This window comes from Actinophytocola sp. (genome assembly GCF_009379765.1).
Lineage (GTDB): Bacteria > Actinomycetota > Actinomycetes > Mycobacteriales > Pseudonocardiaceae > Actinophytocola.
The window spans coordinates 1-15469 of record NZ_WHTD01000109.1; the positions used below are offsets into that span (position 1 = coordinate 1).

Genomic DNA, 15469 nt, shown 5'->3' on the forward strand with positions numbered 1-15469 from the left:
CCACCGGCATCGAGATCAGCAACAAAGAAATGAAAGAACTCCCGATCACCCGCGACCCCTGGCACGGCGACTGGAACTACACCCTGCACCCGACGCACGACACACCCGAGCCGCACTGACTTGATTCGCTACGAGCCCTAATCAGATCTAGCGTTTCCCGTTGGTACCGGAAAGGTTCCGAAAATTTTCGGAGGATGTTCCCGCCATCGTTGTCGAGGAGCCTCACATGAAGGTGTCCCACGTCGCCCCAGCCGTCGCCCCAGCCGTCGTCATGGCCGTCGTCCTGGTCGCCGCCACCCTCTACGCCGTTCTCCCGTCCGCCACCGGCTCCCCGGACCACATGCAGGCGCCGGTCCGCGTCGACGGGCCGCTGCGCGACCTGGCCGGCCGGCACCTGCTGGTCGGCACCGCGGTCGACCACGCGGCGTTCACCGCCGACCCCGTCTACCGCGACCGGGTCGGCACCGAGTTCTCCTCGGTCACCGCGGAGAACGTGATGAAGTGGGAGGTCGTCGAGCCCGAGCGCGGCGTGCGTGACTACGCCGCCGCCGACGAGCTGGTCGCGGCCGCCAAGCGCAACGGGCAGCGGGTGCGCGGCCACACCCTGGTGTGGCACAGCCAGGTCCCGGCATGGCTCACCGACGGCGTCGGGTCCGGCGAGATCACTCCGACCGAGCTGCGCGGCATCCTGCGCCGGCACATCCTCGACGAGGTCGGCCACTTCCGCGGCAAGATCTACCAGTGGGACGTCGTCAACGAGGTGATCGACGACGAGGGCAACCTGCGGGACACCCTGTGGCTGCGCGAGCTGGGCCCCGGCTACATCGCCGACGCGTTCCGCTGGGCGCACCAGGCCGACCCGAGGGCGAAGCTGTTCCTCAACGACTACAACGTCGAGGGCCTGAGTCCCAAGAGCGACGCCTACCACCAGCTCGCTCGCGACCTGCTCGCGCAGCGGGTGCCGGTGCACGGCTTCGGCGCCCAGGGCCACTACGGCGTGCAGTACGGCTTCCACTCCACCGCCGACGTCGTCGCGAACTTCCGCCGGTTCGAGGACCTCGGGCTGGAGACGGCGGTGACCGAGGCCGACGTCCGGATGATCATGCCGACCGACACCGCGAAGCTGCAGGCCCAGGCGCAGGGCTACGGCGTGCTGCTGCAGGGCTGCCTGCTCAGCCGGAGGTGCACGTCGTTCACCGTGTGGGGCTTCACCGACAAGTACTCCTGGGTGCCCGGCTTCTTCGAGGGCGAGGGCGCGGCGAACCTGCTCGACGAGTCGTTCGCGGCCAAGCCTGCCTACCGCGAGATGCAGGCGGTGCTCGCCCTCGCCGGCAGGTAGTCACGGGCGCACGTCACAGCGCTCACCGGCTCGGCCGACCGGCCAACCCTAAGGCGACCGCAGCATGGTGGTGGTGGTGATGGTGCTGGCCAGCCAGTCGCGGTACCGGTCGACGTCCCAGTCTTGGTCGCGCCGGAAGATGTGGTGGACCTGGGGTGAGTTGAGGGCGTAGAGAATCGCACCGGCCTCCTTCGCGGTGAGGTCGTCCCGGAGCAGGCCGTTGCGTTTCCACGCCCGCGCGACGTCGTGCAGGTTCTTCGCGGTCTCGGCGGACGCGCGCGCGGCGAACTCGCGCGCGGCGAACTCGCGCATGTCCGGTTCCGCACCGGAGGACGCGATCGCCGCCGTGCTCAGGTCGCCGGCCCGTTCCAGCAGGGCGCTGCCGTGGTCGACCAGGTTCCGTACCGCGCGGTGCGGGTCGAGCTCGGTCTGGGTCGAGGTGAACTCGGTTCGCTCGGCCACCGGGATCGGCAGTTCGTCGCCGGCCGCCGCGATGTTCATGACCTCGTGGAACAGGGCGGTCTTGGTCGGGAACACGGTGTAGACGGTGCGTTCGGCCACCCCGGCCGCCGCGGCGATCTGCCGCATCGTGGTGGCCGTGATGCCTTGCTCGACGAACAGCCGAGCGGCGGCGTCTCGAATCAGCTGCGCTGGTACCAGCGGGTCCTCGGGTTCGAGCTTCGGCATCGCGGACCGGGACGCCGCGTACGCCTGGGCCGCTCGCCTCGATGAGCTCGGCGTCGACCATTCCCGGGTCATCGAGGCGCACATCGGCTGGATCGTCAGCTTCCACGACCCGGACGGCACCGAGATCAAGCTCGACAGCTTCGCCGCGCACGGTCTCGACCAGAGCGGCCGGCCGGGATACGCACAACAGGCGCAACGAAGCGGATGACCCCGTCTGGAGCCCGCATGCACCAGCACATCCGTCCCCACGAGGACAACTGGCTGACCAGTGTGGTGAACCACGCCGCCCTGCTCGCGACCGAGATGGCGCAGCTCACCGACTACCTGGCCGCGCAACGCGACGGCGACTCCGCCGCCGTCATCGGCGCCCACGCCCAGGCGCTGAAGCAACGGCTCCGCCAACTCGACGCCGCTGCCGATGAACCGGAGGTCGCCTGACCGGGGTCGACGCGGATCCGCACCGCCGGCCCCGCAGGCCGAACACGGTCAGCGCGCCGGCGAGGAGCAGGTCGTGTCTCGTGGGTCTTGGTCGATGGGATTCGTGATCCAGCTGGCGCCTGGCAAGGCGGCGGAAGGTCGCGCATACCGGGTTGTATTCGGGCCTTCCGACAACGCGGCCAGGGGGCAGCTGGGCGCGAATACCACGATCCAAGATCCACGAGACATGGCCTAGCCCGGCGCAGATCGCGGCGCTCGCGTGCAGGCTCGACGTGATCGCGGCGAACGCGCCGTCCACCAGTCGTCCACCGTCCACGGGGGACAGCAGCGCCGGGCTCGAGGAACGGCGGCCACCCGGGGGCGACCGCCGCTCGGTTCGGGTCAGCTCAGTAGATCTTCTCCAGCTCGCCGCGCGCCGCCCGGAAGCCGTTGGCCCACAGGCTGTTCACCCGGCCGGCCTCGTCGGCGTTCGGGTACGCGTTGGTGCACGACGGGCCGGGGCCGCCGCCCGACATCAGCTCCGAGCACGGGCCCTGGTAGTGGTCCGGCAGGCCGAGCACGTGTCCGGTCTCGTGTGCGGTGATCCGGACCGTGTAGTACTGCTGGGCCTGGGTGTAGTCGATGAAGATGTAGCCGTTGCCGTGGCCGTCGGTGTAGGCGTACGAGCCGCTCGGGTCGTTGCCCTCGTAGTAGTCCAGCGTGGCGCAGGATGGGTCGTTCACCAGCTGGACGTTGCCGACCGACCCGTTCCAGTTCGCCGCGCCCTGGGCGATCTCGGATGCGAAGCTCGGCGCCCCGGAGGCGTCGTAGCAGACGGTCGTGGCGGCGGCATGCACGTCGCCTGTGGTCTGTGGTGCGGCTGCGGCCTGTCCTGCGGTCAGCGGCGCAATGATCATCGCGGCCCCGACGGCGACGGACAGGAATGACTTCTTGATCATGAGACACTCCTCGCCCACACGAGTGACTTGCAGGGGAGCCCACCGGGCTCGGGTAGGACGTTAGGGAGCGTTCACATGCCGGCGGCACCGACTTTCGTCGGGTCCGGCCCTTGGTGAATTGCCATAAGTGGTCGGCCGTTGACAATGCGTAGTGGCGGTGGAAAAATGCGGCGTACCGTGTGGTGTCCTCAATGGACACTTCGGAGCCGATGACGGTGGGGCGGCCCGGGTTCGGACCGCCCCACGTCACTCACCGGCTCAGAAACCCGCGGTGATGCGCGAGAACTCCCAGTCCGGCTGGGCGATCCCGCTGCAGTTGGACACCACGCCGCCGCCAGGGCAGCCGCGGTCGCGGTTCACCGACCAGAACGCCAGGCGCGCGAGCCCACGTGCCTTGGCCCAGTCGCGGATCTGGGTCCAGGTCGCCACGCTGGTCAGCTCCTGCTGGTCGGACAGGCCGTTCATGCCGGAGATGCCCATGTGCTGGTATGCCTGGGCATCGGACCAGCCGAAGGTCGCCTTCAGCTTGTTCTTCAGGCCTTCCGACGCGTTGACCGTGTCGTTGTACATGTTCGATCCGCCGAAGTCGAACGGCATGATCGTGAACACGTCGATGTTCGCCTGCAACGCCGCCGCCCGCTCGATCAGCCGGTTGCCGAAGTAGTTCGGGCCGCTGGTCGTCGTGCCGAAGGTGACGATCGTCTGGATGCCGGGGTTGTTCTGCTCGACGATCTTCAGCGCGTTGACGATGCGTTCCTGCACGACCTCGTTCTCGAACTCGTCGGAGTTCTCGATGTCGATGTCGATCGCCTTGAGGTTGTAGGCGTCGATCACCTGCTGGTACGCCCCGGCGAGCGCCTGCGGCGTCGAGCAGTTCGGGCCGAGCTTGTTGCCGCTCCACCCGCCGAACGACGGCACGATGTCACCGCCTGCCGACCGGATCGACGCGATGGTCTGCGCGTCCACGCCGCCCTGCAGCGGGCGGGTCGAGTCCCACGCCGGTGTGCAGCCGCCGCCGGAGAGCACGAACGCCATCGTGAACCAGCGCACGCCCGTCGCCGACATGACCGTCTGCGGCGCCGGCGGGTTGCCCCAGCCCAGGTAGAGGTACGGCGCGCCGCGGCCGCCGGCCGGCTGGGTGCAGCCGGTCGTCGTGCCGGTCACCGCGGCGCTTCGGGCCGACTCGCCCACGCCGTTGTACGCGGCCACCGTGTAGCTGTGCGTCGTGCAGGTGCCGAGGCTCCCGATCGTCGCGCCGGTGCCGGTCACCGTCGCGCGCACGGTCGAGCCCTCGTAGACGCGGTAGCCGGTGACCGTGCCGCTGGACGCGTTCCACGCCAACGAGATCGACGAGCTCGTCGAGCCGGTGACGTGGGGTGAGCCGGGGGTGCCCGGCGCGCCGGGGTCGGGGTTGCCGTCGCCGTCGCAGCTGTCGCCGTTGAAGCGGCAGTTCTGGATGCCCGCGAAGTTGCCGGGGCTCCCGTTGAAGCCGAACGTCGTACTGGCGCCCGCGGCCAGGGTCGGGGCCCAGGTCGGGTTGCGGAACGTGTGGTGCTGGCCGGAGCTCGTCCGCTGCGCGTCCCACGAGGTGGTGACCGAGTACCCGGCCGGCAGGTCGAACTCGATCGTCCAGCCGTTGAGCGCGCTGCTCGAGGCGTTCTGGACGGTCACCTTGCCCTCGAAGCCGGTGCCCCAGTCGGACACCTTGGTGAAAGTCGCGGTCAGGCCGGGCGCGGCGGTCGCCGGCACCACGCCCAAGCCGAGGATCATCGTGGCGATCGCCACCAGTAACACCGGGAAGCGTCTTCGTATCGTGGACATCGGTCGGTCTCCTCGCGCAGCCGTAGCAGGGTTCCCCGTGAACATCCACCTCCGTAGGGTGAAGTGTGGTCTAGACCAGCCATGCTTCACAAGGTCTGGACCAATCAAGCTCGGCGCGCGACGAGCTCGACGGTCACCAGTACGGCGGCCGCCTCGATGGCGAGCAGCGAGATCAGCACCACGAGCTGCGTGACGCCAGCCTGGATCGGGTCGCCGCCGCCCAGCAGGACCCCCACGAACGCGCCCGGCAGCGTCACCAGGCCGACCGTCCGCGTCTGGTCCAGCACCGGCACCAGCGCCTGGTCGGCGGTCGGCCTGCTGATCAGCAGCGCCGCGTCGCGGGGGAGCAGGCCCAGCGCCAGCGCCGCCTCGTACTCGCCGCGCCGCGTCCGCAGCTCGTCGTACGCCCGCCGGCCGGCCAGCGACGTCGCCATCATCGCGCCGCCGATGAAGATCCCCGCGATCGGGATGATCACCACCGGCTGCGCCTGCACCACGCGGGTGCCGAGCAGCAGCGCGAGCACCGGCGCGACCCCCGCGGCGATGGAGAGAGCCGGCACGGGGACTGTGCGCAGCCGGCCGAGCGCGCCGGCCTTGGCGATCCGGCCGGCCGAGGTGACCGCCGCGATCCCGTACATCAGCAGCACGAACCCGGCGGTCAGCCACCCCGACGCCAGCACCGCGGTGATCAGCAGCGACACCGCGGCGAGCTGGACCACCGCGCGGACCGCGGCGGTGGCCGTCGGCCGCCAGCCGTCGATCCGGCCCAGCCACACGACGAGCGCGCCGGCGCAGGCGAGCAGGAGGAGCACGCAGGCGAGCGGCCACCCGACCGCGATGTTCTGGCCGTTCATCGACCCAGTGTCCGTGATCCAGGATCACCGGTGTGCTACGGGATCACTCGTACTCCTGGCCGCACACGAGGAACTCGGTGAACTCCGCCCACGACAGCGTCTCCACCGCGACGACGCCGTCGGGCTCCGGGAACAGCGACACCGCCGGCCCGGGCACCGGCGTCCGCAGGCCGTCCTCGTCGGACCAGCCGCCCAGCGCGCCGGCCATCCCGCACTCCAGGAACGCCGGCACCGCGTGGTTGTACCAGCGCGACCCGCACGCGCGCACCGCGCCGCCCTCGACCCGCGGCGCGTCCACCCCCAGCTCCGGGTACCGCCGCGGCGGTACCTCGGCGAACTCCCGCAGGTCCGCCACCTGCGACAGGATCACCCGCTCCCACACGTCGAACCCGGCCATCGACTCGGTCACGCCGAAGTCGGCCGTGCGCCAGGCGTCGTCGAACGGCGGAGCCGCCTCGACCCCCGCCCGGCGCACCAGCTCGACGAACAGCTCAGCCGGCAGCTCCGGCACGTCCCGCCGGGTGCCGCCCAGCCGCCACAGCGTCCGCAGGTACTCCTCCAGCGGGCGGTCCGTGCTCTCGCCGACGGCCAGCAGCTCCTGGTGGATCGCGCGGTTGGTCACCCGCCCATTTGATCATGCCGCACCCTGGGCGGCGGTGGCCACCAGCTCGACCGTCACCCGCTGCCGGACCCCGTTCACGGCCACCTCGAGCGTGATCGTGCCAGGCCGCAACGCGGTCAGCTCACCCGTTTCCGGGTCGAACCGGGCGATGTCCCGGTGCGCGCCGCCGGACGCTCCGATGTGGACGGACGGGGACGCGGACCAGTCGGCGGTCACCGGATACGCCACCGGCACCACCCGTGTCCCTTGGGTGAGCGCGGCGGTGACCACGGTGGTCTGTCCGACCGGCAGGGACTCGGGCGCGGTCACCGACAGCGTGTCGACGTGCGGGCGCACCTCCGCGGCGAACGAGTGGGCGCCCACGCCCCACAGCGACCAGCCGGTGAACCCGCCGTCGTTCGGCGCGGTGGACGGGTTCTTGCCGGAGTTGCCGTTGATGAAATACGGCACACCGTCCACATGCGACGCGTGGAAGGTGCCGACGTGCGCGCCGATGAACGCGGTGGTCTTGCCGGTCCGGTCCTGGAAGTCCGCCAGCCACGCGGTGATCGTCGCCGCCTCCTTGCGGTCGTTCAGCTCGCTCGCCCGCGCCGGCGTCGGGTCCCGTGGCGGCACGTGCTGCAGCAGCACCACCGAGCGCACCGACCGGTCCTCGGCCGCCCGGTCCAGCTCCGTGCGCAGCCGGCTGAGCTGGTGCCAGTCGCCGCCGCGGTAGGACAGCGCCGACGTGTCCATCGTGATGAACCGGGTGCCGCGGTGGTCGAACGTCTGCTGCGTCTCGCCGAACGCGGCCGAGAAGTTCGCCAGGCTGTTGTCGGCCCGCTCGTGGTTGCCCGGCACGTAGTAGTACCTCAGCTGCCCGTCCAGCTCCTCGTCGAGGATCCGCTCGGCCAGCGCGAAGTCCGCGGCCGACGCCTCGTCGACCAGGTCGCCGTCGATGACCAGGAAGTCCGGCTTCGCCTTGCGGATCTCACGCAGCGTGCGGCGCGCGTTGGCCACGATGTCGCTGTCCGGGTCACGCGCGACGAACTGCGCGTCGGACATCACCGCGAACCGCCACGGTGCCCCCGACACATCGCCGTCCCGCACGATCACCGGGTCGGCCACCACCTGCTTCGGCGGCACCGAAAGCGGTGGCGGCACGAGCGCGGTGAGCTGGTCGATCACCAGATCACCCTGGTAGCTCTTGGTCGGGTCGACCTCCGCGGCGTAGAAACGGCGCAGCGTCAACGGGTACGTCGTGCCCGCCGGTACCGCGAACTCCAGCTGCTGCCAGCCGGTGCCGGTGAGGTAGCCGGCGCGGAACGCGGGCAGGAGCTGCCCGGTGCCGTCCCACGCCTGCAGGCTCGCCCACTCGCCCTTGCCGGTGGAGTTCACCCACAGCCGCAACGCCTTGGGCTGCCCGGGAATCGTCAGTCCCTGCGGCGCGAGCGCGCCGCCGGTGCGGGTGCCCGTGCTCTGGGTGAAGTCGTAGGTCAGCCGCAGGCCGGAACCGTCGTGGCCCTCTGCCGGCGCGATCGCGCCGGTGGCCCGCTCGCCGAAGAACTGCCAGCCGGCCGGGTCGGAGAAGTCGGCGACCACCGCCTCGTCGAGCCCGACGGTCACCGGCAGCACCGCCCGCACGCCGCCGACCGCGATGGTGACCAGAGCCGACCCGGTGGGCCGGTTGGCGGTCGCGGTGAACGTGCCGTCCGCCGCCTCGGTGACCGTCAGCAGGTCCCGGTCGTAGGACAGCCGCACGTCGGCCGGCTCGACCGGCGCGCGGTACCCGTCGCGGTCGGCGCCGACGACCCCGAACGTGGCGGTCCGGCCTTGCCCGCCGAGCGCGATCTGGTCCTGTGTGGACGCCACGCTGGCCACCCGGCCGAGCACGGTCAGGTCGACCTCGCCGCGCGCGCCGCGGTCCGACGCGGCGACCGTGGTCTCGCCCGGCTGGCGGCCGCGGAACACGCCGTCGCCGCCGATCGTGCCGTGCCGCGGCTCGCTGTGCCAGCGCGGCTTTCCGGCTGCCGGGCCGTAGGTCTCGTCGTAGCCGGCGGCGGTGAGGGTGCGGGTCAGCCCGCTGAACACCCGCTCCGGGTGCGCCGCCTCGACGGTCGACGAGCCGGGCGCGCGGTCCGGGTCGAGCGCGGGCTCCACCCAGAAGCCGCGCAGCTTGCCGCTGCCCTTCGGCGCGAACAGCGCGAGCCCGTTGGGCACCAACCGTTCCGCGCCGTCCGACGGCCGGTTCTCCACCTCCGCGGTGGCCGACCCCGGCTCGCGCGCGACGATCGTGGAGGAGCCGCCGCCGTCGAGGTTCACCGCGCTGTAGGCGCCCAGCTCGACCATCATCGTGGCGAGCTCGTCGAGCCCCAGACCTTCCGCGAACGCCGACTGCCGGCCGTCCGCGGTGAGCAGGAACATCCGCTTGCCGTCCTTCGAGAAGCCCAGCGCGGTGCGTGGCGCGGCCGGCACGTTGTTGCCCTGGCCGGCCTTCTGCGGCACGCCGTCGACCACGAGCAGCTGCCGGCCGTTGAGCGCGGCGTGGATCCGTTGCCCCGCGGCGGTTCGCGCCTGGTAGTCGATGCTTGCCGGGTCGCCCACCCGCAGCGCGGCGAGCGCGGTGGCGCCGCCGTCGCGGCCGACGAGCATCATCGTGCCCTCGGGGATCGTGCCCTCGCCGGCCTGGGTGCGCACGGCCGTCACGGTGCTGTCGCGCACCTCGACCTCGGTGACCGCGGTCGCCCCCTGGGTCGCGCGGCAGCGGCAGTACGTGCCCCACAGCGGGGTGAACGCCTCGATGCCGCCGGCCGAGAGGTTCGGCTTGTTGACCCCGGCGAGCGGTAGGTCCGGGCCAGGCGTGTCGACCGTGCCCTGGAAGAACACCTCGCCGATCGAGCCGAGCCCGTCCGGCGTGAAGATCGCCGACGACTGCCGCCAGGTCTGTTCCATGTCCGGCGACTGCACCAGCTCGCCGTCCTGGATGCCCACGCCGAGCGGGGCGGTCGAGGTGTTGATGTCGAAGAAGTCGCCGTTGACCGCGGCCACCGCGTGCTCGCGGTTGGCCTGGGTCGACAGCGGCTCGCCCTTCGCGACCTGGCCGGGGAACAGGTAGTCGACGGTGGTGCCCTTGGTCAGGTCCACCGCGAGGCTGTCGGCCTGCAGCCAGGTCGGGGCCCCGGTGTAGCCGTCCGGGCCGTAGCGGTCGAACGAGCGCATGGTGACGCCAGGGGCGACCGGGCGCTCGTGTTCGGCGGTCTCGATCCGCTGCTCGGCCGCCGCGGCGGTTTTCGCCGCTGTGGCAAGGAAGTCGTCGCCCGGGTACTGGGCGTGGTCACTGGTGCCGGCGTTCAGGTCGGCGAGGTTTGCGGGGTCGGCGGGGTCGGCATTGTCGGCGAGCGCGGCGAGCGGGCTCGACACGACCAGGGCAGTGGTCAGCGCAGCTGTGGCGATCAAACTGGCGATCAAGCTGGCAAGGGAGCGCGACGGTCTGTGCACGGAATGAGTAAACAGTCGTTGTCGGATCTTCACCAGACCTCAAGGTGTCCGGAAAACAAATTCCAGCCATCAAGTTAGGCGCCTGATAGTTAGATATCGTACTATCGTCGTCATGAACGGATACGTGCTGACGAGGTCCACCGACGCCGAGCTCCTGGGCGAGGCCCCGAACACGACGCGACTGCTGGTCGACGCCGACGAGACGGGCAAGGTGATGAACGCCGTGCGCACCACGCTCGGCGAGGGTGTGGACGGCCCGCCGCCGCACTTCCACAAGGCGTCGCCGGAGATGTTCTTCCTGATCTCCGGGGCGCTACGGGTGCTGGCCGGCGACGAGATCGTGCGGCTCTCGTCCGGCGACTTCCTGCTGATCCCGCCGCTGATGCCGCACGCGTGGGGCACCCCGTCCGGGTCGACGGCGGACATCCTGATCGTGAAGGCACCGGGCAACAACCGGTTCGACTACTTCCGCCTGGGCGACCGGATCCGCCGCGGCGAGGCGAGTCCGCGGGAGGTCCTGGACACCCAGGACCGGTTCGACAACTACTTCCTACCGAGCCCGATCTGGCGGCCCGGCACGCAGCGGCTGGTCACCCTGCCGGAAGGCCGGCAGCACTGAACAGGTGGTGCGACATCGCGAACAGCGTTGTCGCGGGCCTCTCGGGGTGGTGCAATGATCAGGTGGAACCGTTGACCGTGATCGCCACGATCGCCTCGAGGTACGGGATCGCGAAGCTGATCGACGCGCTCACCGGTGACAAGGACCTCGGTGCGCTGGCGGTGGAGCTGGTCGGCGCGCTGGCGGCGAGCGAGGACCGCCTCGGCGAGCGGTTGGCCGGCATCGAGCGTCGGCTCGACGAGGTGCTGGAGCAGCGGTACACGACCGCGGTCGGCACCGGCCTGCGCACCCTGCTCGACGCCGGCACCACCGCCGACTCCCGAGTGCGCGAGGACGAGATGATCCGCGCCCGGGACCTGTTCCGCGAGGCGGGGGCCGCGGCCCGGTCGAGGCTGCAGGTCGCGATCGCCGAGCGATACCTCCTCCTGTGCGCGGTCGCGCTCGGGCGGCCCGACGCGGCGCGCACGGCGCTGCGCCGGCTGGACGGCGCGGCGACCGCGGCGCTGTTCGAGGCGGGCCAGTCGGCGTTGCTCCTCAACGCGAGCGTCGAGGCGCATGCCCGCCTCGACCGGACGGGCTGGTCGGGCAGCCAGCGCAAGCGGGACGCGCGCACGGCCGAGCTGAGGGACTCGATCCGTGAAGCCGCGGGCGAGGCGGCGGAGCTGGCCGGCCGCCTGATGGTCGAGGCCGCCGTGCTCGCCGAGGGGCTCGGCGACGGCCCCTCGCCGTCGGTGCGCCGGCTGCCGCCCGGGCAACCGGTCCGGGCGGCGTTCGTCACGGGCATCCACCGCTGGGAGATCCGTCCGCGTGGCGCGGGTCCGGTGCGGATGGGCGCACTGCGGGTGGACTGGCACGATGTGCGGGTTGTCAAGGCCGAGCAGCCATCGCCGAGGCCGGCCACGTCGCAACGCACCCGAGGGGACGAGTTCCGCCGCAGGGCCGGCCTGCCACCTCTCGGGAGTGACCGGCCGCGGCTCGTGAGCCGCGGCCGCCTGTCCGGGTCGGACTCGTTCGCCCGCGCTTTTCGCCGTGCCGAGGTTCATCCGTTCGGGACGCTGGAGGTGGATGTCGCCGTTCGGGCCGAGCCGGTGCTGGCCGGCCCGGTCGATGTCCGGCTGGACGTGCTTGGCGCGCCGAGCCAGCCGGTGACGGAGATCGGCAGTCGGATCCTCGGCCGGGTGCGGACCCTCGCGGCCGGAGAGGCCGAGATCCGGATCCGGCAGTCGCTGCCCGCCGACGCGCGGGCGGGGTGCACGCTGACCGTCGGCGGCCTGCTCGTGTTCCCCTCCCCAGTGGGGTAGCCGGTCACGCGGCGCGCTCGTAGCGCAGCAGCACGGTCTGGTTGTCGAACGTGCGAGTCTCGGTCAGGCGCAGGGTGAACCTGGGCACCAGCGGGAACAGTTGCTTGCCCCCGCCCAGCACGACCGGGTGCACGACCACCTGGTACTCGTCGATCAGGTCGAGCTCGGCCAGCGCGGCCGCCACCCCGGTGCCGCCGGTCAGCTGCATGTCCTTGCCGGGTTCGGCCTTGAGCGCCGTCACCGCTGCATCGAGGTCGCCGCCGACCACGCGGGTGTTCCAGTCCGCCCTGGTCAGCGTCCTCGAGAAGACGACCTTCGGGGTGGCCCGCCAGATCGGCGCGAAGTAGCGGGCGTGCTCCTCGGTGGTGTCCTCGTCCGCCGTCGGCCAGTAGCTCGACATCAGGTCCCACACGGCCCGGCCGTAGAGGAACGTGTCGACCCGGTCGTTCTCCTCGTGGGAGTACCGCGCCAGCTCCGGACCGAACACCGGCCAGTCGAACTCGCCGTTCGGGCCGCTGATGTGACCGTCGAGCGACACGTGCACCCAGTAGATGATCTTTCGCATGGCTGGCTCCTCGAACCGGGAGCGCCCGGTGGGCGCCTCACGCGAACAAGTCGGAGGCGTCCACCGGGGCTCGACATCCGGCTCGAGAAATTCCTAGGCGCCCACGAGACGGATGTCCGCGGGCGTGCTCCGGTCCGCGGGCGGGCCGGATCAGCAGCCGGTCGGACAGTGCCCCGAGCACGGCACCGGCGACGATCGCGACGGCGAACCCGAGCCAGTAGGCGCCGGTGGCCTGGTTGACGGTGAACGCGAGGTAGGTGGACAGCAGCGCCAGCACGGGTTGCGCGAAGTTCACCACGCGGGTCGCGCGGAAGATGATGACGAGCGACAGCCCGAGCGCGGCGTAGACCGCGCCGCTCGCGATCCCGCCGACGGTCAACATGCCGAGCTGGTTCATGCGGTCACCTCTCGTCGGGGCGGGGTTCGGGGTGGATGACCGGGCCGGCCGGGTGCGTGACCGGCCCGGTCTGCTCGAGGGCGGACCCGCGAGTCCCGTGTGGACGAGACGGCGAGTTGTCCACAATCGGCGAAGTTGTCCACAGGAACCGCCACGCACCCAGAAACGTCGGCCCCCCGCGATAAGCTGGACCTGAGGGGTGCCCCCGGAGAGGGTGGGGGCTTTCGGGACTTGAGTTCCGCACGCGCGGGCGCGCGCGACCGGTTCGGCCGGTCGGTGCGTTGGTCGGGTGTGCGGGTCAGGCGGACGGTCACCGGGGCACCTCGTCGCGGTTCGCGCCCAGGTATGCCTGGTGCAGCCGCGGGTCCCCGAGCAGGTCCGCCGCGCTGATCGCCTGCGCGCGGCCGTCGCCGCGCAGGCCGAGGAGTGTCGACAAAGGACCGGGGCGGGCCAGCCGGCCGGCCCCGACCAGCACGTTGTCCAACACGGACAGCCCGGGGAACAGGCCGAGCCCCTGCAGCGTCCTGGCGATGCCGAGACCGGCGAGGGCATGCGGCTGGTGGTCGCGCAGCTCCGTGCCGCACCAGCGGATCGTGCCGCGCCGCGGGCGGATGAACCCGCACACGACGTTGAACAAGGTCGTCTTCCCGGCGCCGTTGGGTCCGATCACGCCGAGCACGGTGCCGGCCTCGACGGCCAGGTCGACGTTGTGCAACGCGACCAGGCCGTCGAAGCGCACCGTGACGTTCTCGATGTGGAGCAGCTCGGTCATGAGTGCGGGCACGTGTCCCTGTACTCGGAGATCGCCCTGTCGTCCGGCGCCGGGCAGAGGAACTGCTCGAAGCGGGTGTCGTCGTCCACGAACCGCTTGAGCCACGAGATCATGTACTTCGCCATCGTGGTGTTCGGCGTCTGCGGGAAGAAGTGGCTCGCGCCGTCGAGCTCCATGTACGCCTTCTCCGCCGCCGACGGGATCGAGTTGTAGAACCGGATCGAGTGCGACGACACCGGCGCGATCGTGTCGCTCTCGCCGCCGATGATGAACGTCGGCACCCGCAGGTCCGACCAGGTCTTGGTCGAGTTCCACGGCGCGAGCGGCACCGCGGCCTGCAGCGACGGCTGGTCGGCCGCGGCCTCGAGCGACCCGCCGCCGCCCATCGAGTGACCGGCCACCGCGAGCCGTGACGCGTCGATCCGGCTACGCACGGTGCTGCGCTGGGTCAGGTAGGACAGCGCCGCACGCAGCTGGTCGCCGCGGCTGGCGGGCTGGTCGTAGATCGACAGCGTGTCGATGGTGATCACCACGAAGCCCTGCGAGGCGAGCCGTGGACCGATCCAGGAGATGCTCGACTGGGTGGCGGTGAAGCCCGGCGAGATCGCGACCGCACCGAACGTGCCCTCGGCGGTGCTGGTCGGGTAGTAGATCGTGCCGCCGCCGAAACCGCTGGCGGACAGGCGGGACACGGTCGTCTGGGACACCGCGAACGAGCCGCGGGATGCTTCGATGCTGTTCTCGGTCGGGTCTGGACCACGCTCGAACGGGTTGTCGGCCGCGTGGGCGGCGGTCGGCAGACCAGCTCCGAGCGTGACGGCGAGGGCGAGCGTTGGCAGGATTCTGACGCCTCTTCGCATGATGCGCACTTCTCCAATCGGCTGAGCGACATGGCGGACGCGATCGGTAACCGACTGTGGCAAGCCCGGCGTGGCGAGCGCATCGGTGGAATCGCCAGTCCCGGCGTGCGCACCGTCCCGAGTTGGCGGTCGCGGTCGTACGCTCCGGTCGTGAGCCCAACCGCCGAGGAGATCGTTCGGATCGCAGCGCACTGGATCGGCCGGAGCGTCCGGCTGGACACCCGGACGCTCGCGGCCGAGCTGGGGATCTCGCGCAGCACGCTGTTCCGCCGGGTCGGCAACCGCGAGGACCTGATGGGCGACGCGCTCTGGTACATGGCCGACCGGACGATGGCGGCCGCGACCAGGGCGTGGGAGGCCGAGTACGGGGCGGCGGTCCGCGACGGGCACGGTGAGCTGCGCTGTCTCGCGGTGATGCGCCGGTACCGCTCGGACATCGCCGGCAACCCGGGGTTCGGCCGGTTGCTGGACGAGGAGCCCACGGTCGCCATCCGGGTGTTGACCGACCCGCGCGGCCGGGTGCAGCCACGGGTCATGGTCGCGCACGTCGGCCTGCTCCAGCGGGACATCGACGCGGGCGGGTTCACGCCCGCGGTGAGCCTGGAGAGCCTGTGCTACGCGATAGTCCGCCTCGGCGAGGCGTTCCTGTACTCCGACGTGCTGGCCTCGCGCGCCCCTGACCTGGAGGCGGCGTCGACGTTGCTCGCCGCACTCGTCGAGGGACGCGTGCCGGCCAGCGAGCAGCTCTTGTGAAACACATGGCGTTGGTGTTTCATCGG

The 15469-nt window shown here is 71.1% G+C and carries 17 protein-coding genes; 7 read left to right on the plus strand and 10 right to left on the minus strand.

Features of this window, described 5'->3' with window-relative positions:
- The first annotated feature begins 14 nt into the window (after positions 1–14).
- Positions 15–119, plus strand: coding sequence for a hypothetical protein (locus tag GEV28_RS42615; protein ID WP_367115091.1), 105 nt, complete (start codon positions 15–17; stop codon positions 117–119).
- A gap of 107 nt (positions 120–226) precedes the next feature.
- Entirely contained in the window at positions 227–1339 is a 1113-nt protein-coding gene (locus tag GEV28_RS28120; RefSeq protein WP_291415365.1) for an endo-1,4-beta-xylanase, read from the plus strand.
- A gap of 48 nt (positions 1340–1387) precedes the next feature.
- Here GEV28_RS28120 and GEV28_RS28125 read toward each other — a convergent pair whose 3' ends face one another.
- Complete coding sequence (locus GEV28_RS28125; RefSeq protein ID WP_291415367.1) at positions 1388–1927, minus strand: TetR/AcrR family transcriptional regulator; 540 nt, start codon at positions 1925–1927, stop codon at positions 1388–1390.
- A gap of 13 nt (positions 1928–1940) precedes the next feature.
- Here GEV28_RS28125 and GEV28_RS28130 point away from each other — a divergent pair, with 13 nt between their 5' ends.
- Together GEV28_RS28130 and GEV28_RS28135 are read left to right on the plus strand one after the other, a co-directional pair.
- Positions 1941–2234: a hypothetical protein gene (locus GEV28_RS28130; protein ID WP_291415369.1), complete on the plus strand. Its 294-nt coding sequence runs from the start codon at positions 1941–1943 to the stop codon at positions 2232–2234.
- Between the two features lie 17 nt (positions 2235–2251).
- Positions 2252–2464, plus strand: a complete 213-nt coding sequence (locus tag GEV28_RS28135; RefSeq protein WP_291415371.1) for a hypothetical protein — start codon at positions 2252–2254, stop codon at positions 2462–2464.
- A gap of 386 nt (positions 2465–2850) precedes the next feature.
- Here the strand turns inward: GEV28_RS28135 and GEV28_RS28140 are convergent, their stop codons facing one another.
- From GEV28_RS28140 to GEV28_RS28160, 5 genes are all read right to left on the minus strand, one after another.
- Complete coding sequence (locus GEV28_RS28140) at positions 2851–3402, minus strand: snapalysin family zinc-dependent metalloprotease (protein WP_291415373.1); 552 nt, start codon at positions 3400–3402, stop codon at positions 2851–2853.
- A gap of 258 nt (positions 3403–3660) precedes the next feature.
- Positions 3661–5223, minus strand: coding sequence for a cellulose binding domain-containing protein (locus tag GEV28_RS28145; protein ID WP_291415375.1), 1563 nt, complete (start codon positions 5221–5223; stop codon positions 3661–3663).
- A gap of 104 nt (positions 5224–5327) precedes the next feature.
- Complete coding sequence (locus GEV28_RS28150) at positions 5328–6077, minus strand: ABC transporter permease (RefSeq protein WP_291415377.1); 750 nt, start codon at positions 6075–6077, stop codon at positions 5328–5330.
- A gap of 43 nt (positions 6078–6120) precedes the next feature.
- On the minus strand, positions 6121–6699 hold the full coding sequence (locus GEV28_RS28155) for a hypothetical protein (protein ID WP_291415378.1): 579 nt from the start codon (positions 6697–6699) through the stop codon (positions 6121–6123).
- Between the two features lie 12 nt (positions 6700–6711).
- Positions 6712–10134 (minus strand): phosphodiester glycosidase family protein, encoded by a 3423-nt coding sequence (locus GEV28_RS28160; protein ID WP_291415380.1) that lies wholly within the window; start codon positions 10132–10134, stop codon positions 6712–6714.
- Positions 10135–10288: 154 nt separating this feature from the next.
- Between GEV28_RS28160 and GEV28_RS28165 the strand changes: the two genes are divergently transcribed.
- Positions 10289–10795, plus strand: a complete 507-nt coding sequence (locus tag GEV28_RS28165; RefSeq protein ID WP_291415381.1) for a cupin domain-containing protein — start codon at positions 10289–10291, stop codon at positions 10793–10795.
- Positions 10796–10857: 62 nt separating this feature from the next.
- The gene (locus GEV28_RS28170; protein ID WP_291415383.1) at positions 10858–12096 is read left to right on the plus strand and encodes a hypothetical protein; all 1239 of its coding nucleotides are present in this window, start codon (positions 10858–10860) and stop codon (positions 12094–12096) included.
- Between the two features lie 4 nt (positions 12097–12100).
- On the opposite strand, the gene GEV28_RS28175 is transcribed toward GEV28_RS28170, so the two are convergent.
- The 4 genes from GEV28_RS28175 to GEV28_RS28190 all read right to left on the minus strand — a co-directional run bounded on the left by GEV28_RS28175 (position 12101) and on the right by GEV28_RS28190 (position 14690).
- Positions 12101–12661, minus strand: coding sequence for a dihydrofolate reductase family protein (locus GEV28_RS28175; protein ID WP_291415385.1), 561 nt, complete (start codon positions 12659–12661; stop codon positions 12101–12103).
- Between the two features lie 37 nt (positions 12662–12698).
- Entirely contained in the window at positions 12699–13058 is a 360-nt protein-coding gene (locus GEV28_RS28180; protein ID WP_291415387.1) for a hypothetical protein, read from the minus strand.
- A gap of 310 nt (positions 13059–13368) precedes the next feature.
- Positions 13369–13830 carry an ATP-binding cassette domain-containing protein gene (locus GEV28_RS28185; RefSeq protein ID WP_291415388.1) on the minus strand — a complete coding sequence of 154 codons (462 nt, stop codon included), beginning with the start codon at positions 13828–13830 and terminating at the stop codon, positions 13369–13371.
- Complete coding sequence (locus tag GEV28_RS28190; protein ID WP_291415390.1) at positions 13827–14690, minus strand: dienelactone hydrolase family protein; 864 nt, start codon at positions 14688–14690, stop codon at positions 13827–13829. Before GEV28_RS28190 ends, GEV28_RS28185 begins: the two co-directional genes overlap by 4 nt.
- Before the next feature lie 150 nt (positions 14691–14840).
- Between GEV28_RS28190 and GEV28_RS28195 the strand changes: the two genes are divergently transcribed.
- Entirely contained in the window at positions 14841–15443 is a 603-nt protein-coding gene (locus GEV28_RS28195; protein ID WP_291415391.1) for a QsdR family transcriptional regulator, read from the plus strand.
- Positions 15444–15469: the final 26 nt, after the last annotated feature.